Source organism: Sphingomonas sp. BK235 (assembly GCF_004345855.1).
Lineage (GTDB): Bacteria > Pseudomonadota > Alphaproteobacteria > Sphingomonadales > Sphingomonadaceae > Sphingomonas.
In genome coordinates this window covers 565173-585162 of record NZ_SLXN01000003.1, presented here as the reverse complement: position 1 = coordinate 585162, position 19990 = coordinate 565173, and the positions used below count along the sequence as shown (strand labels likewise).

The following is a 19990-nucleotide window of genomic DNA, read 5'->3' as shown; positions in this document are numbered from 1 at the left end:
GGGCGGGAGCGACGCCTCCCGCCCGCCGATCGACCAAGCACGGAGCTGAAGATGCTGCGGATCGCCCTCGCCCTCTGCCTCCTGGCGTCCCCCGCCGCCGCGGCCACCGCCCCCCCGCCCGCGCCGACCGCGGCGGATCGCGCCGCCGCCGTCGACCTGCTGAAGCGGCTGGTGGCGATCCCGACGGCGAAGGGGCGCGGCCGCGTTCCCGAGCTGGTGGATCTGATCGCGGCCCGTCTGACCGAGGCGGGCTTCACCGCCGACGACATCGTGCGTCGACCGGTGACGATCGACGGCGAGCAGACGATGGGCCTGATCGTTCGCTACGCGGGGCGCGACGCGTCGCTGCAACCAGTGGCGCTGTTGGCGCACATGGACGTCGTGGACGCGGTCGCGGCCAATTGGGCGACCGATCCGTATCGCCCGGTGGAGAAGGACGGCTATCTCTACGGCCGCGGCACGCAGGACAATAAGTTCGGCGTCGCGGTGCTGGTGGAGACGTTCGCGCGGTTACGCCGGGCGGGATGGCGCCCGCGGCGCGACCTGCTGCTCGCTTTCTCGGGCGACGAGGAGACCGGGATGCGGTCGACCCGCGCGGTGATCGCGCATCCCTGGGTCGCGCGCGCCGCCTATGCGCTCAACGCGGACGCGGGCGGCGGATCGGTGACGGCGGACGGGCGCCCGATCGCTTTCGGCATGCAGTCCGCGGAGAAGACCAACGCCACCTTCGCGGTGACGGTCAAGAACCGCGGCGGCCATAGCTCGGTGCCCCGCGCCGACAATGCGATCTACGAGCTCGCGCGGGCGGTCACGCGAATCGAGGCGATGCGCTTCCCCGTCGCGCTCAACAGCGTGACCCGCGGCATGGTCGCGCGCACCGCGGCGGAGCGCGGCGGAGCGCTGGGCGCGGCATTGACGAAGCTGACGACCGTGCCCGACGATGCCGCGGCCTTCGCGGTCATCCGGCGCCATCCCGACGTGTCGACGATGCTCTGGAGCACCTGCGTGGCGACGATGCTCAGCGCGGGCAACGCCCCCAACGCGCTCGCGCAGGACGCGACCGCGACGGTGAACTGTCGCATCCTGCCGGGAGTCGCGGTCGAGTCGGTCAGGCGCCAGATCGCCGACGCGGCGGGGGCCGGCGCGGCGGTGACGCTGGTCGGCGAAGCGGTGGAGAGCCCCGTGTCCGAGCCGCGCGCGGAGGTGACCGCGCTCCTCCAGGCGGGTCTCTCCGCCACCTACCCCGGCGCGATCCTCCAGCCGGTGATGTCGTCGGGCGGGACCGAGGGACGCGAGTATCGCCGCGCCGGGATCCCGACCTGGGGCGCGGGCAGCCTCGGCCTGGTGCTGCCGGAGGACAACCGCGCGCATGGGACCGACGAAAGGGTACCGCTCCGCGCCTTCGGCAAAGAGCTCGATTATTGGTACGAGGTGCTGCGCCGCCTCGGCTGATCGACCCGACGCCTCCCCGCATCGCGATCCGCCAGGGACAAGCAATTGTTCTGCGAGGTCAACGCTCGCTTGAGCGCGCCCCGGCTGCGCGCTTCAACGCGCGCGCGGCATCGGCTAAGACGGCGGGGATGACCCAACAGATCACTCTCCAGCTCCGCCGCCTGCCTCATGGCGCGGGGCTGCCGCTTCCTGCCTATGCCAGCGCCGGCGCGGCGGGGATGGACGTGGTCGCCGCCGAGGACGTCACGCTGGCGCCCGGCGCGCGCCATGCGGTGGCGACCGGCTTCGCGCTCGCCATCCCGGCCGGCTATGAGGTGCAGGTACGTCCGCGCTCCGGGCTGGCGCTCAAGCACGGCCTCACCTGCCTCAACACACCCGGCACGATCGACTGCGACTATCGCGGCGAGGTCAAGGTGATCCTCGCCAATCTCGGCGATGCGCCCTTCGCGGTCACGCGGGGCGAGCGGATCGCGCAGCTCGTCCCCGCCGCGCTGACCGCGGCGCAGATCGTCGAGACCGAGACGCTCGACGACACACCGCGCGGCGCGGGCGGCTTCGGATCGACGGGGCGGTGAGCGTCGCGCTGGCGCTGCTGCTCCAGGCGTCGCCGCTCGCTCCCCCGACCGACTGGAGCGCGCTGCAACAGCTCCCGCTGCTGCGCCGCTGGGAGCCCAGCGAGTCGATCACCGCCTTCGTCCGCGACGAGGTCCGAGCCGGCCGCTGCGCGACGCCCGAGACGCACCGGGTGGCGGTGGACTTCGTCGTGTTCGTCAGCGCCGATGGTCAGGTGCGCCGGATCGTGCCACGCGCGATCGACTGCCCGACCGTCGAGCAATATGCCTCCGGGCTGACGCTGCGCGCGGTCCGCGGCAACGTCGCCGACGTGCCCGCCGCCGGCTGGTATCGCACCGCGCTCGTGTTCGATTGGCCATGACGCTCGGCCCCGACGAGCTCGCGCGCTACGCCCGCCACATCGTGCTGCCCGAGATCGGCGGCGCGGGACAGCTTCGGCTGCGCCGCGCGCGCGTCGCGGTGGTGGGCGCGGGGGGTATCGGATCGCCCGTGCTCCACTATCTCGCCGCGGCCGGTGTCGGGCGGCTCGACGTGATCGACGACGATCGCGTCGACGCGAGCAATCTCCAGCGCCAGACGCTCTACACCACCGACGATCTCGGCGTGCCCAAGGCACAGGCAGCCGCAACGGCGCTGGCGCGGCTCAATCCGCATGTCGAGGTGGTGCCCCATGTCACCCGCCTGGGCCGCGATGAGGCGGGCGCACTGATCGACGGCGCCGACGCGGTGATCGACGGCAGCGACAATTTCGACACCCGGCTCGCGGTCGCCGATGCGTCGCTCGCGCGCCGTGTCGCGCTGGTCTCCGCCGCGGTCGGCCGGTTCGAGGGCCAGATCGGCGTGTTCCGCGGCTGGGAGGCGGATCGGCCGTGCTACCGCTGCTTCGTCGGGGCGGCGCCGCAGCGCGACGGGCTCACCTGTGCCGAGGAGGGCGTGCTCGGGCCTGTCACCGGCGTGGTCGGCAGCCTCGCCGCGCTCGAGGTGATCCGCCAGATCGCGCCCTTCGGCGACGACAGCGCGGGCAAGCTGGTGCTGATCGACCTGCTCGCGCTGCGCTTTCGCACCTTGTCACTGCCGAAAGACCCGGGCTGCCCGGCGTGCGGCGCGCCCGCGACTGCGGGCTGAGCGGGGCGGGAGGCTTTCGCCGGCCACTCGCCCGCCCCCCCCCCCGTCTGGCGTCGGTGAGGGGCGCCACGCGACGGCTCGCGGGCGAGCGTCACCGAGCGACGCGCCCCCCGCCACTTACCCCAGCCGCTGCTGCGCGAAGGCGCGCACCGCCGGGCCGATGTCATCGCGCGCCAGCGCCAGCGCGAGATTGGCCATGATGAAGCCGGTCTTGTCGCCGCAGTCGAAGCGCTCGCCGTTGAAGGTGAAGCCGTGGAACGGCTGGCGGCCGATCAGCTTGGCCATGGCGTCGGTGAGCTGGATCTCGCCGCCCGCGCCCGTCTCCTTGGCACCGAGAATCTGCATGACCTCGGGCTGGAGGATGTAGCGGCCCGGGATCATCAGGTTGGACGGGGCCGAGCCGACCGCCGGCTTCTCGACCAGCGCGGTCACCTCGGTCAGCGCGCCGTCGCGCTGGCCCGGCGAGATGATGCCGTATTTGTTGGTCTCTTCGGGAGCGACCTCGAGCGCGCCGATGACGTTGCCGCCGACCTGCTGATAGGCGTCGACCATCTGCTTGAGGAAGTTGGGCGAGCCCACCATCAGCTCGTCGGGGAGCAGCACCGCGAAGGGCTCGTCGCCGACGATTTCGCGCGCGCACCACACCGCATGGCCGAGCCCGAGCGGCTCCTGCTGACGGACATAGACCGGCGAGCCCGGCTGCTGCCGGATCGTCTCGATCACCGCGAGGCTCTTGCCGCGCGCGCGCATCGTCGTCTCCAGCTCGAACGAGACGTCGAAATGATCTTCCAGCGCGCCCTTGCCGCGGCCCGTGACGAAGATGAGCTGCTCGATACCCGCCTCGAGCGCTTCCTCGACGGCATATTGGATCAGCGGCTTGTCGACGACCGTCAGCATCTCCTTCGGCATCGCCTTGGTGGCGGGAAGGAAACGCGTTCCCAGACCGGCGACGGGAAAGATGGCCTTACGCACGGGCTTGATGGTCATTCGATCCTCCTTGTGGCGCGCGGCATGTACCGGGCACCGCTCGTTCGGGCAAACGCGTTAGCGCCGGCGTAACGATAGCGCGACCCGATTCGTGTTGCACTGCACCAAATCCGTATGCATGACGGGTCCGGTCGATGGTTGCCCCTCGCCAGCGTGCCGCCTATGGCGGCGCGTTCCCCCTCCCTCCCGCCGACGTTCCCGCGCATATGCTCTCGAAGTTCCTGCGTTCCTCCCGTTCGGCCAAGGCCGCGGTCTTCGCCACCGCACCGGGGACGCGGGTGTATGCGATCGGCGATGTCCATGGCTGCCTGAGCGAGCTGGACCGGCTGCTGGCGCAGATCGAGGCCGACGATGCCGCGCGGACGCCCGCCGACACGTCGCTGATCTTCCTCGGCGATCTCGTGGATCGCGGGCCGGACTCGGCGGGCGTGGTGGCGCGACTGATCGAGCTGTCGGCGCGGCGGGCGGGCACGCGGTTCCTGATGGGCAACCATGAAGAGGTCCTGCTCCTCGCGCTCGACGGCGACGTCGAGGCGCTGCGACTGTTCTGCCGCGTCGGCGGACGCGAGACGCTGATGAGCTACGGCCTGACCCGCGAGGAATATGATCGGCTCGACTATGCCGAGCTGATCGATCGGCTGCCCGAGCTGATCCCCGACGCGCATCGCGCCTTCCTCGCCGGGTTCGAGGATCTCGTCGAATCGGGTGACTATGCCTTCGTCCACGCGGGCATCCGCCCCGAGGTGCCGCTCGCCGAGCAGGTGCCCGCGGACCTGCGCTGGATCCGCCGCACCTTCCTCGACCATCGCAAGCCGCATCCCAAGATGATCGTCCACGGCCATACGATCACCGACGAGGTGGACCGCCAGCCCAACCGGATCGGGATCGACACCGGCGCCTATGCGAGCGGGAAGCTGACCGCCCTCGGCCTCGAGGGGTCCGAGGAATGGGTGCTGCAGAGCTGATCGCGACCGGCGTGGCCGAGATGCCGCACTATCGCCACAAACGACCAGCTTCCCCCTTGCATTTCGTATGTGCCTCGGTAAGGGACGAACGGAACGCAAAGGGAGTTTGACATGCGTCTTGCCAAGTACATGCTCGCCGCTGCCGCCGCCACCATGGCGGTTGCTCCGGCGGTGGCCGCCCCCGTCAATTCGGCGGCGAGCCTCTCGGTGGCGAAGTCGGCTCGCGCCGCTGCGCCGTCGGCGAAGAAGAACGACGTCGCTGGTGGTGGCGTGATCGTCGCCGTCCTGGCGGCCGCGGCGGTTGTCGCGGGCATCGTCGTCGTCGCCGACGAGGACGATGACGCGGACAGCAACTGAGCTGATCGCGCTTCTTCGGAAGTAAGGAATAGCGGCCTGCGGGCCGCTATTTTTTTTGCGTGCGGTTCGTACCGGATCGTCCGCTCACGCCGCTCACGCCCGGCGAGCGGGTACGCTTCTCGGCGGGTACGCTTCACGCGGCAGCGATCGGATGAGACGAGGCGCCCGTCGCGCAGCATCCGAGGGGGTGGAGCGCTGCCTAGCCTTCTGATCCACCTAGTTTGAACCAGCGGGGTGCTGCTGCGAACGCAGGAGCCTAGAGCCACGAGCGTCGTGACTGCGGCAGTGGGCTCCTGCTCCCGCGGGACCTTTGCGAAACCTTCCGTCATCTCGGACTTGGTCCGGGATCCACCGTGCCGCAGACCGACGGTGCGTTGCTCTCACGGAAGCGTGGATCCCGGAACACGTCCGGGATGACGGTAGCGGCGGAGCGTTGCGCGGCTTTTGCAAAGGTCTCGCTCCCGCAGGAGCACGGTTCATCACGGGTGACCCAGACTTGCCTGGTCCCACCCGTCTCGCGCTATCCGGTGCCGCACCGCACCTCGACAGATCGCGGATGCTCACCGCGGCATCTTTCCCGACGTCGCCCGCACCGGAACGAGAAAGGGCGACCTCCCGGCCGCCCTCACCCGTTACGCATCATGATCCGACCGCGACGGTCAGCGCCCGCCCGGCGCGCCCCCCGGCATACCGGGCATACCCGGCATCCCGCCGCCCATCATCTGCTGCTGCATCTGCAGCTGGCGCAGCGTCGCCTCGGGGATGAAATCCTGGAGCTCGACGTCGAACACCAAGGTCGAATTGGGCGGGATCGGACCGGCCGCGCGATCCTTGTACCCCAGCTCCGGCTTGATCCAGAGGCGGTATTTCGCGCCCTTGTGCATCAGCTTGAGCCCTTCGGAGAAGCCCGGCACCACACCCGCGACCGGCAGCGGCGTCGGCTGCTGCGACTTGTCGAAGACGGTGCCGTCGACCAGCCGCCCCTCGTAATTGACCAGCGAGACGTCGGCGTCGGTCGGCGTCGGCCCCTTGAGGTCACCCGCCTTGAGCACCTTGTAGCGCAGCCCCGACGGGGTCGTGACGATCCCCGTGTCGCCGGCGCGCGCTAGCGCGACGCCGGCGACCAAAGCGATCAGCAGGCCGGCGACCAGCCAGAGCACGTAAGCGCGCTTGACCGGCTGGAGCGGGACGGCAGTGACAGTCGACATGGGTTCAGCACACCCCGGTAGCTCGTTCGAACAGCAGAGAAGCGGCGTCAGGCCCCGCGCTCGACCGCACGGGGCGGCGCGGCTTACCGTGCCCCGTCGCGCTCGGCGCGCTTGCGCTCCAGCTTGCGCGCACGACGAACCGCCGCGGCGCGCTCGCGCGCGCGCTTCTCCGACGGCTTCTCATAGTGGCGACGCAGCTTCATCTCGCGATACACACCCTCGCGCTGCAGCTTCTTCTTGAGCGCGCGAAGGGCCTGGTCGACGTTGTTGTCGCGAACGATGATCTGCATAAAACCGATAAACTCCGGATCAAACGGCTAAAGCGGCAGCGGACGAGGTCCGCGCCGAACACGCCGCCTCTAGCAGCATGGGTGCGCCCCCGCAAGCACCGCGGCTCAGCCGATCACCATGGGCGCGGGAATGACGCGGCGATGCTGCAACGCGGGCACGCGCGCGCGGACCTCGCGCTGCATGTCGGGGTCAATCTCGGCATAGCCGATGCCGGCGCCCTCGCCCATGTCGAGCAGCACCTCGCCCCAGGGATCGACCACCAGCGAGTGGCCGAAGGTGGCGCGCCCGTCCTCGTGGATGCCGCTCTGCGCGGCGGCGACGACATAGCACGCCGCCTCGATCGCGCGCGCGCGCAGCAGCACGTGCCAATGCGCGGCGCCGGTCGGCCGCGTGAAGGAGGCGGGCACCGACAGGATCGCGGCGCCATTGTCCGACAGCGCGCGGTACAGATCTGGGAAGCGCATGTCGTAGCAGATCGACAGGCCCATCCGCCCCAGCGGCGTCGCCGCCAGCACCGGCCGGTCGCCGGCGACATAGGCCGCCGATTCGCGCCAGCTCTCGCCGCTGGGCAGATCGACGTCGAACAGGTGCATCTTGTCGTAGCGCGCGCGGATATTGCCCTGCGAATCGATCACGAAACTGCGGTTGGCGTAGCGCGCGTCGTGGCGCCGCAGCGCGAGCGAGCCGAGCTGCACCCACACGCCCGCGCGCGTCGCCGCCTCGCGCACCGCGACCAGCACCTGGTCCTCGCCCTCGCGCACGATCGACTGCGCCGCGCGCGCGCGGTCGCGGTCGAGCACGCCCGACATCTCGGGCGTGAACACCATCTCCGCGCCGTTCACGCCCGCCTCCTCGATCGCCGCGGCCAGCGCCGCTGCGTTGCGCGCGGGGTCGATCCCGCTGGTGGTCTGGACAACCGCGATCCTGGTCAAACCTCACTCCTCGCCCGCTCCCCAAGAGCAACGCGGTTCGCCGCGCAAGTGTTGCACGCGCGACACAGCGAGTGTGCGAACGCGCTTTGTTGCAGCGGCGTCATCCGCGCGATACGCGTGGTCACCAGTCGGGTCGTCATGCCCGACGCCTCGCTCGCTCTCGCCCCGGACCCTGCCGTGGATCTCGCCACCCGCATCCTCATCGTCGACGACGATCCCGGCATCCGCGAGCTCACCGCCGCCTTCCTCGCCGGCCACGGCTATGTCGTCGACGTCGCGGCGGACGGTGTCGAGATGCGCGCGCGGCTCGAGCAGGAGAGCTACGCGCTGATCGTGCTCGACGTGATGATGCCCGGCGAGGACGGGCTCTCGATCCTGCGCTCGCTCGACCGCTCGACCAGCCCGGCGGTGATCATCATGTCGGTGATCAGCGAGGAGGTCGACCGCATCGTCGGGCTCGAAATGGGCGCGGACGATTATGTCGCCAAGCCCGCCAATCCGCGCGAGCTGCTCGCGCGGATCCGCTCGGTGCTGCGCCGCAATCAGGCCGCGGCCAGCGCGACGCCGAGCTCGGGGCGTCCTTATCTTCGCTTCGCAGGCTGGCGACTCGATCCGGTCGGGCGCCAGCTGTTCGACCCCGACCAGGTCGTCATCAACCTCTCCGACGGCGAGTTCCGCCTGCTGCTCGCCTTCGCCGAACACCCGCGCCGCGTGCTCACCCGCGACCAGCTGCTCGACCTGTCGCGCGGGCTCAACGCCGAGCATTTCGACCGCGCGATCGACGTCCAGGTCAGCCGGCTGCGGCGCAAGCTGACGCGCGACGACGCGCCCGGGGGCGACGAGCTGATCCGCACCGTGCGCAACGAGGGCTATATGTTCACCAGCGACGTCGAGCGGCGCTGAGGCGTCGGCGATGACGCGCCCCTACCGGCGAGCCCATTCGATCGCCCAGCCGATCTTCGCGCTGGTGATCGCCTCGGTGGTCGCCGCCACCGCGATCCTGTTCTTCGTCACCTTCAGCGGGCCGCCGCCGCGCGTGCCGCCGCGCCCGCTGGAGGCGATCACCGCGGCGCTGCGCGGCCTGCCGCCGCCGCCACTGCCGCCCGAGTTCCGCCGCTTCCGCCCCCCCGGCGGTCGCTTCGGCGCGTGGCGGGTCGAGCCGCTGGAGACGCTCACCGCCGCCGCCGCGCCGACCCCACGCTGGCGCGAGAAGCTTGACGCGCTGACCCAGGCGCGCATCGCCGCGCTGCTCCACGTCGCACCGCGTGACGTGCTCGCTTTCACCGAGCTGAGCCCGCGCGGCGGCGGGCGCGAGTTGTTCGGCTCCTTCACCGTCGCCTGTCGCCTGCCGCAGGGCTGGCGCGTGGTGCGCAGCCCGGCGCTGCCGCTGTTCACGCGCTGGCACCTCAACACGCTGGTCGCGATGCTGGTGGCGATCGTGGCGCTGTCGATCCCGGCGTGGATGCTGTCGCGCGCGATCTCACGCCCGCTCGCCCGGCTCGCCGCCGCGGCCGACCGCGCCGGCACCGGCGCGCCGCTGCCGCCGCTGCCCGAGGGTGGGCGCGAGGTGCGCGAGCTGGCGCACGCGGTCTCGACCATGCACGCCCGCCTCGCCAGCCACGCCGAGTCGCGTACCGCGATGCTGGCCGCGATCGCGCACGATCTCGGCACGCCGCTGTCGCGCCTGGCCTTCTGGGTCGAGCAACTGCCCGAGGACGCGCGCGACCGCGCCGTCGCCGACATAGACGAGATGCGCGCGATGATCGCCGAGGTGCTCCGCTTCGCGCGCCACGACGTCGGCCGGCGCGAGGAGACACTGGTCGAGCTGTCGAGCCTGCTGGACAGTCTGGCCGAGGACATGGGCGTCGGGGGCGCCGCGGTGACGGTCGCGGCGGGACCGCGGGCGGTGGTGAGCGGCGATCCGAGCGGACTGCGCCGCCTGTTCGCCAACCTGATCGGCAACGCGCTGCGTTACGGCGACTCCGCCGAGCTGGCGTGGCGGATCGAGGACGGGCGCGTCACCGTCACCGTCGCCGACCGCGGCCCGGGCATTGACCCGGCCCAGGCCGAGCGCTTGTTCGAGCCGTTCGTGCGCGGCGACCCATCGCGCAACCGCTCCACCGGCGGGACCGGGCTGGGGCTGGCGATCGTCCGCTCGATCGCCGCGCGGCATGGCGGCACCGCCGTGCTCGCCAACCGCGACGATGCGGCGGGTGCGGTGGCGACGGTGACACTGCCGCTCGCGCGCTGACACAATCGGCAATGTCGCGGTAGCGTGCCGACATCGCGGCATGCGGCGGGGGCGGCAGATGGGTGGCGACGTTCGGGAGCGTCGCTGTTTTCCCGTCATGCCGAAGATGATCCGGCATCCATCGTCCCACGCACGCCACCTCCGTGGCTCGCGCGTCGGCATGGACCCCGGCGCAGGGCCGGGGTGACGACCAGGCGGATGGCGCGGCCCCAACAGCGAAAGGGACCCCGATGCAGCACGACGACCACGACCACGATCTCGGCCTCGCGCACGACCTCCAGGTGATGGAGCGGATGGTGCAGCGCCGCCGCGCGCTCAAATGGCTTGCCGGCGCGGGCACACTCGCGCTGGTGGCGGGCTGCGGCGGTTCGGGTGACGCCGAGACGGATAGCACGACTTCCGCTACCGCCACGTCGACGCCCACGCCAACACCAACACCAACACCAACACCCACGCCGACCGCCACCAGCACGAGCAGCGCCACCTCCGGCTGCGTCCTCAACGCGACCGAGACCGCCGGGCCATATCCCGCCGACGGCACGAACTCGTCGAGCGGCTCGACGTCCAACGTGCTCACCGCGACGGGGATCGTGCGCAGCGACATCCGCGCCAGCTTCCTTAGCAGCACGACCGTCGCCACGGGCGTGCAGGTGACGCTCACCCTCACGCTCGTCGACGTGAACCAGTCGTGCGCGCCACTCGCCGGCTACGCCATCTATCTGTGGCACTGCGACCGCCAGGGTCTCTACTCACTCTACACCGTCGCGACGGAGAGCTACCTGCGCGGGGTGCAGGTGACCGACAGCAACGGCCAGGTGACCTTCACCACGATCTTCCCCGGCTGCTACGACGGGCGCTGGCCGCACATCCATTTCGAGGTCTTCTCCAGCCTCGCCAACGCCCTCGGTGGCCGTTACGCGACGCTCACCTCGCAGCTGGCGCTGCCGTCCTCGACCTGCGCGACCGTCTACGCCGACACCGCCACCTACCCGTCGAGCGCGAGCAACTTCGCCCGCGTCGCGCTGTCGAGCGACAATGTCTTCGGCGACAACACCACCGCGCAGAACAATCAGATGACGCCGACCTTCACCGGCACGCCGACTGCCGGCTATGCCGCCACCGCGGTGATCGGCTTGGCGCGCTGAACCGTCACAGCTAAGAGGCGCGCCATGACCGGCGCGCCCCTGATCCTCTACAACAGCCTGACCCGCGAGCCGGAGACCTTCCGCCCGCTCGACCCGTCGAACGTGCGCGTCTACTCGTGCGGGCCGACGGTCTATCACTATGCCCATATCGGCAACCTGCGCGCCTATGTCTTCACCGACACGCTCGCGCGCGTGATCCGCTGGAAGGGGTGGCCGCTCACCCACGTCATCAACATCACCGACGTCGGCCACCTCACCTCCGACGCCGACGCCGGCGACGACAAGATGGAGGCCGCGGCGCGTGCCTCCGGTCGCGACATCTGGGCGATCGCGCGCCACTATACCGAGGCGTTCGAGCGCAACCTCGCCGAGCTCAACATCGTGCCGCCGACGCATCTGCCGCGCGCGACGGATCACGTCGCCGAGATGATCGCCTGGGGCGAGACGATCGCGGAGCGTCACTGCTACCCGCTCGACGACGGCCTCTATTTCGACACCAGCACGGTGCCCGATTACGGCCGGCTCGCCGGCGGGCAGGACGATGCCGCCCACGCGCGGATCGAGGCGGTGGCTGGCAAGCGCCACCCGCAGGACTTCGCGATCTGGCGCCGCACCCCGCCGGGCGAGACGCGCCAGATGGAGTGGGACTCGCCCTGGGGCCGCGGCGCGCCCGGCTGGCATCTCGAATGCTCGGTGATGAGCCGGCGCTATCTCGGCGCGGCCTTCGACATCCACACCGGCGGGATCGATCATCGCGAGATCCACCATCCCAACGAGATCGCGCAGAACCAGGCCTATTGCGACTGCGCCGACACCGGCGCGCAGATCTGGATGCACAACAATTTCGTCGTCGACCGCGGCGGCAAGATGAGCAAGTCGTCGGGCGAGTTCATGACGCTCGACCGGCTGGTCGAGCGCGGCTTCCACCCGCTCGCCTATCGGCTGATGTGCCTCCAGGCGCATTATCGCAGCGAGCTCGACTTCTCCTGGGAGAATCTGGCGGCGGCGCAGGTGCGGCTGAAGCGGCTGGTCCACGCGGTCGCGGCGCTGCGCGCGCGCGCGCCCGGCGTCGCCAAGGGCGCGCCCACGGCGTATCGCGACCAGCTCGACGCGGCGCTGAGCGACGATCTCAACACGCCGCGCGCACTGCCCGTGGTGGACGCGCTGCTCGCCGACAAGCGGGTCGCGGCGGCCGATCGGTTGGCGCTGCTCGACGAGGTTGACGCGCTGCTCGGACTGGGGCTGGCGACGCTGACGCGCGAGGCGCTGCGCGTCCGCCCGGCCAGCGCAACGATCGACGAGGCCGGGATCGCCGCCGCGCTGGAGCAGCGTCGCGCGGCGCGCGCGGAGAAGGACTTCGCCCGCTCGGACTCGATCCGCGACGAACTCGCCGCGGCGGGGGTCGAGGTGATGGACGGCGATCCGCTCGGATGGGACTGGAAGGTGGTGGTTTAGGCGTCTCATCTGCCGCCTGTTCCCCGGCGAAGGCCGGGGCCCAGTTGGGGGGACGTGAGTAGCTTACCGACCGCCTTCCCGACTGGCCCCCGGCCTCCGCCGGGGAACAGCGGGCGGGGCGAAGCCGCTTCTCCAACCACACGAGGAGGAACAGCCTATGCAGCTCGGGATCGAGGGACGTCGCGCCATCGTCTGCGCGTCGAGCCAGGGGCTCGGCCGCGCCTGTGCCGAGGCGCTCGCCGCGGCGGGCTGCGCGCTGGTGCTCAACGGGCGCGACGACGAGGCGCTCGCCGCCACCGCCGACGCGATCCGTGGCGCGCACGGCGTCGCGGTCGAGACGATCGCCGGCGACGTCGCCGACGAGCAGGTCCAGGCCGCGCTGGTCGACGCCGCGGGCGGCGCGCCCGACATCCTCGTCAACAACAACGGCGGCCCGCCGCTGCGCGACTTCCGCGCGATCGACCGCGACGCGCTGCGCGCCGGAGTCGAGGCGAACATGATCACGCCGATCCGCCTCACCCAGCGCGTGGTCGACGGCATGGTCGATCGCGGCTTCGGCCGGATCGTCTGCATCACCTCCGCCTCGGTGAAGGCACCGCTCGCCGGGCTCGACCTGTCGAGCGGCGCCCGCGCCGGCCTGACCGGCTTCCTCGCCGGCGTCGCGCGGCAGGTGGCGCACGCCGATGTCACGATCAACTTCCTCCTCCCCGGCCAGTTCGCGACGCGCCGGCTCGACAGCGTCCACGCCGCGGCGGCGGAGAAGCAGGGCGTCGACGTCGCCGAGGCGGCGCGCCGCGGCGCCGAGCGGATCCCCGCCCACCGCTACGGCGATCCCGCCGAGTTCGGCGCCGCCTGCGCCTTCCTCTGCTCCGCCAAGGCGGGCTATATCACCGGGCAGAGCCTCTTGATCGACGGTGGCGCCTATCCTGGTATCCTATGAGGCCGGATCGATACCGATGAACATTGCGAGTCGCGCACGTTTCGTTCAAGGCGCGCGACGAAATGGAAGGAAGATTACCGATGGCCATGTCATGGGCCCCCGACAGCTGGACCAAGGCCGAGGCGCGCCAGCTCCCTGACTATCCCGACGCCGCCGCGCTCGCCGCCGCCACGCATCGGCTCGCCACCTTCCCGCCGCTCGTCTTCGCGGGTGAGGCGCGCAACCTCACGGCCGATCTCGCCAAGGTGGCGGAGGGCAAGGCCTTCCTGCTCCAGGGCGGCGACTGTGCCGAGAGCTTCGCCGAGTTCCACCCCAACAACATCCGCGACACGTTCCGCGTCATCCTGCAGATGGCAGTGGTGCTCACCTTCGCCTCGAAGCTGCCGGTGGTGAAGGTCGGTCGGATGGCGGGCCAGTTCGCCAAGCCGCGCTCGACCGCGACCGAGGTGATCGACGGCGTCGAGTTGCCGAGCTACCGCGGCGACAACGTCAACGACATCGCCTTCACGCCCGAGTCGCGCCTGCCCGATCCCGAGCGGATGGTCCGCGCCTATGCGCAGTCCGCCGCGACGCTCAACCTGCTGCGCGCCTTCGCGCAGGGCGGCTATGCCAACCTGCATCAGGTGCATCGCTGGACGCACGACTTCATGGGCCGCAGCCCCTGGGCGAAAAAGTACGCCGAGACCGCCGATCGGATCGGCGAGGCGCTCGACTTCATGGAAGCCTGCGGGATCAGCCCCGATACGGTGCCGCAGCTGTCGCAGACCACCTTCTACACCAGCCATGAGGCGCTGCTGCTCCCGTTCGAGCAGGCGCTGGCGCGGCAGGATTCGCTCACCGGCGACTGGTACGACACCTCGGCGCATTTCCTGTGGATCGGCGACCGCACGCGCTTCGAGGGATCGGCGCACGTCGAGTTCCTGCGCGGCATCGGCAACCCGATCGGCGTCAAATGCGGACCATCGCTCGAGCCCGACGCGCTGCTGCGCATGCTCGACACGCTCAACCCCGGCCGCGTGCCGGGCCGGATGACGCTGATCACACGCTACGGCTATGACAAGATCGAGGCACATCTGCCGCGGCTGGTGCGCGCGGTGACGCGCGAGGGCCACCCGGTGGTGTGGAGTTGCGATCCGATGCACGGCAACACCGTCAAGGCGGCGAGCGGCTACAAGACCCGGCCGTTCGATCGCATCCTCGCGGAGGTGCGCGGCTTCTTCGCGGTCCACCGCGCCGAGGGCACGCATGCCGGCGGCATCCACGCCGAGATGACGGGGCAGAACGTCACCGAATGCACCGGCGGCGCGATCGACGTGACCGAGCAGAGCCTGGCCGACCGCTACCACACCCACTGCGACCCGCGGCTCAACGCCGGGCAGAGCCTCGAGCTGGCCTTCCTGCTGGCCGAGATGCTCAACGCCGAGATGGCGGAGCGGCGCAAGGCGGCGTGATCGGCGCCGCACCCGGGGCCGCGCGAGAAAAGCGCGCGGGCCTGGGTGCGGTGCGGCGAAAGTCGCTTGACGGGGCGTTCACCGCCTCCTAACAGCGCGCCTCCACACCGCGCACGGCCCCTTCGTCTAGCGGTCTAGGACGTCGCCCTCTCACGGCGAAAACACGGGTTCGAGTCCCGTAGGGGTCACCAGCGATGATAGGCAACTGGCCTGTCTGTTCCGCGGTTCGGTTGGATAACGATCAGACATAGGTTGCTGTACGGACGCGGATCCTGGCGGGCGGTCGAACAAGTCTGACCTCGCGGCGCCGTCATCCCCATCGTCGCGCGTCGTCTTCTCGCACAATGTGGCGAACCGCGCGCCTGATCCGACGCGGATCAGCGCCTACCCTTCAGCTGATCCAGGATGCGCGGCCGCGCGCCGGGGTCGGCGTCACCCGCCCTGCCAGCGCGGGAGCGCGGCTCATGCTAGGGCGCGCTGAGCTGAAGCTCGGCGACGGCGACGCGCGCGCCCGGCCGCGCCAGCCCGATCAGCGTCAGTCGCACGAACGCGGCAGCGTCCGCCGCGAAGCCGATCCGTTGCGGCGTCAGCGCGTTGGCGATGTTCGAGAACTCGCCCTGGGCGACGACACGCCACGCGCGCCCGTCGCGGCTCAGCTCCAGGCGATAGCGCTTCGGCGGCGCCGCGTCGGTCATCACCGCGCGCGAGGGCGTGAGGACGAAGCCGGCGACGCGTTCGCTCCGCCCCAGCGCGATCGTCACTGACGCCTCGCCTGAGTCACCGGTGAGCGGCACCTGCCAGGCCGTGCCGGCGTCCCCGTCGAACAGCCGTTCCGCGCCGGGCGCGCTGGCGGCGACGACGCGCCAGCCGCCCGCCGCGATCGCTTTGTCCGCACGCGCGGCGGGCAGTGCCACCGCGGCGGGCGCGACCTGGCGGAACAGCGCCACCTCGCCGATCGCGGGACAGGCGGGCGCCTCGACCACGCGCAGCCGCAGGCGTCGCGCCGTCACCGCGCGCGGCAGGCGGACGATGCGCTGCGCCGCGATACACTCGCCGGTCGCCACTTCCTGCCAGCCCCCGCCGCTGTCGAGATCGAGCGCGAAGCGGGTGACTCGGGCGCCGAGCGGCAGATGCTCGCGCACGCGGATCAGGTCGAAGGTGCGTCCCGGCGGCAGGTCGAGCGTCAGCGCGGCGCGGTGGTCGGCGTCGGGCGGCGACCAATAAGTGTCCGCGCGACCGTCGAGCACGTTGGCGGCGGCGAAGGCCGCGCCGCGCACCGCGCTGGCGGACGCTACCGCGCCCTGCGCCAGATCGCGCGCATAGGTGGCACGATGCGAGTCGCCGAAAGCGCGCAGCACCGCCACGTCGACGTCGGCGAGCCGGCCGCGCCGATCCGGCGGCAGGTTGAGGATCAGGTTGGTGCCGCGCGCGACCGATTCGTCGTCGAGCCGCAGCAGCCGCTGTGGGTCCTTCACCTTGGAATCCTCGTCGGCGTGGTAGAACCAGCCGGGTCGGATCGAGGTGTTGGTCTCCGCCGGCCACCACAGAGGCCCGCCGCGCAGCCCGGCATTGCCCTCCGCCTGGCTCGGCTTGTGGTCCGGCATCGTCGGCCAGCACGGATCCCCCGCGACGCCGTCCTCGTTGCCGACCCAGCGCACGTCGGAGCCGAGCGGCTCGAAGGTGCACGCCATCGGCTGATGCTGGTGGACCAGTGCGAACATCGACGGCCAGTCGTAATAGGCCTCGGCGTCGATCTTCCGCGTCTCGCGCGCACCGCCGTAATAGCCGTCGCCGCCATTGGCGCCGTCGAACCAGAATTCGAACAGCTCGCCATAGCGGGTGCAGAGCTCGACGATCTGCTTGCGATAATAATCGATATAGGCCGGGCGGCCATAATCGGCGTGATTGCGGTCCCACGGCGAGAGATAGATGCCGAACGCCAGGCCGGCGCGGCGCGCGGCCTGCTCGACCTCGCGCACCACGTCGCCCTTGCCGCCGCGGAACGGACTATTGCGGACGCAATGGTCGGTCAGTTCGGTGGGCCAGAGACAGAAGCCGTCGTGGTGCTTGGCGGTGAGCACAATGCCGCGCAGCCCGCCCGCCTTGGCGGCGCCGACGATCTGCTCGGCGGAGAAGTCGGTCGGATCGAACAGCGCCGGGCTCTCGTCGCCATAGCCCCATTCGCGATCGGTGAAGGTGTTGATCGAGAAATGGACGAAGGCGTAGCGCTCGCGGCGATGCCAGGCGAGCTGACGCGGCGAGGGCGTGGCGCCCCACGGTCGCGGTGCCGCGGGCGTGGCGGCGTGGCCGGGCATCGCGCCCGCCGCGGCGAGGCCGGCGGCGATCAGGTCGCGGCGGGAGAGAGCGGACATGGGGCTTCCTTCGTAGATGGTTCAGGCCGGCGCGACGCGGCGAAGCGCGATCGTGTGGCGCGCGCCCGGATGCTGGCCGAGTGACAGCGTCGCGGTGCCGGGCGCGACGGGCAGCGGGCGGCCATCGCGGCGCAGCTCGCTCGCCTCGAACCGCGGCGGCGCGCGTACCTCCAGCGGCGCGGCGCCCGCGACGATCTCGGCGCGCACCGTCCCAGCGTCCCACGCGAGCGCGACGCGGTGCCCGCCGCGCGCGCGCAGCCCGCTGACGCGGCCGGTACGCCAGCCCGGCGGACAGGCCGGGAGCAGCGCGACCGCGCCGTCGTGGCTCTGCACCAGCATCTCGACGATCGCCGCGGTGATGCCGAGATTGCCGTCGATCTGGAACACGGGGCGCGGCTGCATGGGATGCGTGTCGAGCAGGTTGTCGACGACATTGTGCGCCAGGAAAGCGGAGAGCGAGCGCCCCGCCGCCGCGCCGTCCCCGAAGCGCGCCCACAGCGCGGTCGCCCACGCACGGCTCCAGCCGGTGATCGGCCCGTCATGCGCCTCGCGCCGCTCCAGCGCCGCGCGCGCCGCCGCCATCAGCGCCGGCGTGCGATCCGCTCCGAAGACGTCCCCCGGATAGACCGGATAGAGATGCGACAGATGGCGATGCCCGGAGTCCTGCTCGGCATAGTCGACCGACCATTCCTGCAGCTGCCCGTACCGCCCGATGCGATAGGGCGCGAGCTGCGCGACGAGCGCGGGCAGCCGTGCGATCACCCCGCTCTCGTCCCCGACGATCGCCGCCGCGGCGAGGCAGTTGGCGAACAGCTCGCGGATCAGCGCGAGGTCCATGGTGCAGCCGGCGCTGATCGCCGCCGACTTGCCGCCGGCGGTGAGGAAGAGGTTCTCGGGCGAGATCGAGGGGGCGGTGGTGAGCCCGCCGGCCGCCGGATCGCGCACCAGCCACGCCGCGCAGAACGCGGCCGCGCCGCGCATCAGCGGGAAGGCGCGGCGCGCGAGATACTCGCGATCGCCGCCGAAGCGATAACGGTCCCACAGATGCTGCGCGAGCCACGGCGCCGCCATCGGCCAGTTCGCCCAGTTCGGATCGCCCTCGCCCGCGCCGACCGGATTCGTCATCGCCCACAGGTCGGTGTTGTGGTGCACGCACCAGCCGGGCAGGCCGTACAGCGTCCGCGCGGTCCGCTCGCCCTTGGCCGCGAGCCGCTCGATATGGTCGATCAAGGGCGCGTGGCACTCGGCCAGCGCGGCGCTCTCGGCCGGCCAATAGTTCATCTGGAGATTGATGTTGGTGGTGTAGTTGCTGCTCCACGGCGGCCGCAGCGCGGCGTTCCAGATGCCCTGGAGATTGGCCGGAGCGGTGCCCGCGCGCGAGCTCGCGATCAGCAGGTAGCGGCCGAGATGGAAGAGCTGCTGCGCGCGCGCCGCCTCCGGGTCGCCGGGCACGTCGAGCGCGAGCTCGGCGCGGCGGTAGAGTGCGCGGTGATCGGCGACGTGGCGGGCGCGCAGCGCGGCGACCTCGCGCGCCTCGGCGCCTGCGAGCGTCCGCGACGCCGCGGCGAGGATCGCGGCGGGCGCGAGATCGGGCGGGCGGTCGGCGCCGCGGAACCCGGTCGCCGCGGCGATGCGCAAGACCAGGGCGTCGGCGCCGGACACGTGGAGCGTGTCGCCCTCCGCGCGCACCGCGCCGCCCTCGACCGCCGCGGACACGATCGTGGTGAAGGCCATGCCGCGCCCGGGCGTGTCGTCATAGGCGATCGGGTCGGGCACGTCGCGATAGTTGGGCTCGCACCGCGTCGGCGCCTTGCCGACGAGCGTGAGCCGCCGCCCCTGCCCCGTCACCGCCCCGCGCAGCCGCGTGGCGAGCGCGATCCGGCCCGTGAGCGCGCCGGGCCGGTCGGCGCTGATCCGCAGCACGATCACCTGATCGGGGAACGAGCTGAACAGCTCGCGGCGATAGCCCACCCCGCCGCTCCGATAGGTGACGGTCGCGATCGCGCGATCGAGATCCAGCGTGCGAGAATAGTCGCTGGGAGCGGGATGGTCGAAGGCCAGCCGCAGCTCGGACATCGGCGCGTAGCTCTGGCTGTACGGCCCCTGGAGCGCGTGGCTCCGCCGGTCGGCGGCGAGCGGGTCGCCCGCGAACACCGCGTCGCGCACCGCAGCCAGCGCGGCGCGGCCGTCGTGATCGGGCTCGACCGCGGGCTGGCCGGTCCACAACGTGTCGTGGTTGAGCGTGACGACGTCCTGCGCGACGCCGCCGCCCATCATCGCGCCCAGCCGCCCGTTGCCGACCGGGTGGCCGAGCAGCCACTCGGTCGCGGGCGAGCCGGCATCGATGCGATGCCGCGCCGGAGCCTCCTCTGCCGCGGCCGCCATGGCGGGCACCAGCCCCGCCGCGAGCGCGCCCGAGCCGCCGACGAGCACGCCGCGCCGCGTGGGTGCCCCACCGCCCTCGCCGCGCGCCTGTCGCATCTCGT

Annotated in this window: 18 protein-coding genes and 1 tRNA gene; 13 read left to right on the top strand and 6 right to left on the bottom strand. The window is 71.4% G+C overall.

Going from position 1 to position 19990, the window contains the following annotated elements:
- The first annotated feature begins 51 nt into the window (after positions 1–51).
- From EV292_RS11670 to moeB, 4 genes are all read left to right on the top strand, one after another.
- Positions 52–1452: a M20/M25/M40 family metallo-hydrolase gene (locus EV292_RS11670; protein WP_132909351.1), complete on the top strand. Its 1401-nt coding sequence runs from the start codon at positions 52–54 to the stop codon at positions 1450–1452.
- 128 nt (positions 1453–1580) lie between these two features.
- Positions 1581–2027, top strand: a complete 447-nt coding sequence (dut, locus tag EV292_RS11665) for a dUTP diphosphatase (RefSeq protein ID WP_132909350.1) — start codon at positions 1581–1583, stop codon at positions 2025–2027.
- Positions 2024–2386 (top strand): hypothetical protein, encoded by a 363-nt coding sequence (locus EV292_RS11660; RefSeq protein ID WP_243693729.1) that lies wholly within the window; start codon positions 2024–2026, stop codon positions 2384–2386. The genes dut and EV292_RS11660 overlap by 4 nt, the downstream gene beginning before the upstream one ends.
- Positions 2383–3150, top strand: coding sequence for a molybdopterin-synthase adenylyltransferase MoeB (gene moeB / locus EV292_RS11655; protein WP_132909349.1), 768 nt, complete (start codon positions 2383–2385; stop codon positions 3148–3150). The genes EV292_RS11660 and moeB overlap by 4 nt, the downstream gene beginning before the upstream one ends.
- 117 nt (positions 3151–3267) lie before the next feature.
- Here the strand turns inward: moeB and galU are convergent, their stop codons facing one another.
- Positions 3268–4137: a UTP--glucose-1-phosphate uridylyltransferase GalU gene (gene galU / locus EV292_RS11650; protein WP_132909348.1), complete on the bottom strand. Its 870-nt coding sequence runs from the start codon at positions 4135–4137 to the stop codon at positions 3268–3270.
- A gap of 134 nt (positions 4138–4271) precedes the next feature.
- On the opposite strand from galU, the gene EV292_RS11645 reads away from it, so the two are divergent.
- Both EV292_RS11645 and EV292_RS11640 read left to right on the top strand, forming a co-directional pair.
- On the top strand, positions 4272–5102 hold the full coding sequence (locus tag EV292_RS11645; RefSeq protein WP_243693728.1) for a metallophosphoesterase family protein: 831 nt from the start codon (positions 4272–4274) through the stop codon (positions 5100–5102).
- Positions 5103–5213: 111 nt separating this feature from the next.
- Positions 5214–5459: a hypothetical protein gene (locus EV292_RS11640; RefSeq protein ID WP_132909347.1), complete on the top strand. Its 246-nt coding sequence runs from the start codon at positions 5214–5216 to the stop codon at positions 5457–5459.
- Between the two features lie 659 nt (positions 5460–6118).
- Here the strand turns inward: EV292_RS11640 and EV292_RS11635 are convergent.
- From EV292_RS11635 to EV292_RS11625, 3 genes are all read right to left on the bottom strand, one after another.
- Positions 6119–6667: an FKBP-type peptidyl-prolyl cis-trans isomerase gene (locus EV292_RS11635; protein WP_132909346.1), complete on the bottom strand. Its 549-nt coding sequence runs from the start codon at positions 6665–6667 to the stop codon at positions 6119–6121.
- Positions 6668–6750: 83 nt separating this feature from the next.
- Positions 6751–6957 (bottom strand): 30S ribosomal protein S21, encoded by a 207-nt coding sequence (gene rpsU, locus EV292_RS11630; RefSeq protein WP_007404630.1) that lies wholly within the window; start codon positions 6955–6957, stop codon positions 6751–6753.
- Between the two features lie 105 nt (positions 6958–7062).
- Positions 7063–7890: a carbon-nitrogen hydrolase family protein gene (locus EV292_RS11625; RefSeq protein WP_132909345.1), complete on the bottom strand. Its 828-nt coding sequence runs from the start codon at positions 7888–7890 to the stop codon at positions 7063–7065.
- Positions 7891–8028: 138 nt separating this feature from the next.
- Here EV292_RS11625 and EV292_RS11620 point away from each other — a divergent pair, with 138 nt between their 5' ends.
- From EV292_RS11620 to EV292_RS11590, 7 genes are all read left to right on the top strand, one after another.
- Complete coding sequence (locus tag EV292_RS11620) at positions 8029–8793, top strand: response regulator transcription factor (protein ID WP_132909344.1); 765 nt, start codon at positions 8029–8031, stop codon at positions 8791–8793.
- A 10-nt stretch (positions 8794–8803) separates the two neighbouring features.
- The gene (locus tag EV292_RS11615; protein ID WP_132909343.1) at positions 8804–10141 is read left to right on the top strand and encodes an ATP-binding protein; all 1338 of its coding nucleotides are present in this window, start codon (positions 8804–8806) and stop codon (positions 10139–10141) included.
- A gap of 230 nt (positions 10142–10371) precedes the next feature.
- The gene (locus EV292_RS11610) at positions 10372–11286 is read left to right on the top strand and encodes an intradiol ring-cleavage dioxygenase (protein ID WP_132909342.1); all 915 of its coding nucleotides are present in this window, start codon (positions 10372–10374) and stop codon (positions 11284–11286) included.
- 24 nt (positions 11287–11310) lie between these two features.
- Complete coding sequence (cysS, locus tag EV292_RS11605; RefSeq protein WP_132909341.1) at positions 11311–12741, top strand: cysteine--tRNA ligase; 1431 nt, start codon at positions 11311–11313, stop codon at positions 12739–12741.
- Between the two features lie 157 nt (positions 12742–12898).
- Positions 12899–13681 (top strand): SDR family oxidoreductase, encoded by a 783-nt coding sequence (locus EV292_RS11600; RefSeq protein WP_132909340.1) that lies wholly within the window; start codon positions 12899–12901, stop codon positions 13679–13681.
- 80 nt (positions 13682–13761) lie between these two features.
- Positions 13762–15132, top strand: coding sequence for a 3-deoxy-7-phosphoheptulonate synthase class II (locus EV292_RS11595; RefSeq protein ID WP_132909339.1), 1371 nt, complete (start codon positions 13762–13764; stop codon positions 15130–15132).
- A gap of 115 nt (positions 15133–15247) precedes the next feature.
- A tRNA-Glu gene (locus EV292_RS11590) sits at positions 15248–15323 on the top strand.
- A gap of 276 nt (positions 15324–15599) precedes the next feature.
- Here the strand turns inward: EV292_RS11590 and EV292_RS11585 are convergent.
- Entirely contained in the window at positions 15600–17504 is a 1905-nt protein-coding gene (locus EV292_RS11585) for an alpha-L-fucosidase (RefSeq protein WP_132909338.1), read from the bottom strand.
- Between the two features lie 21 nt (positions 17505–17525).
- Entirely contained in the window at positions 17526–19985 is a 2460-nt protein-coding gene (locus EV292_RS11580; RefSeq protein WP_132909337.1) for a glycoside hydrolase family 95 protein, read from the bottom strand.
- Positions 19986–19990 lie beyond the last annotated feature (5 nt).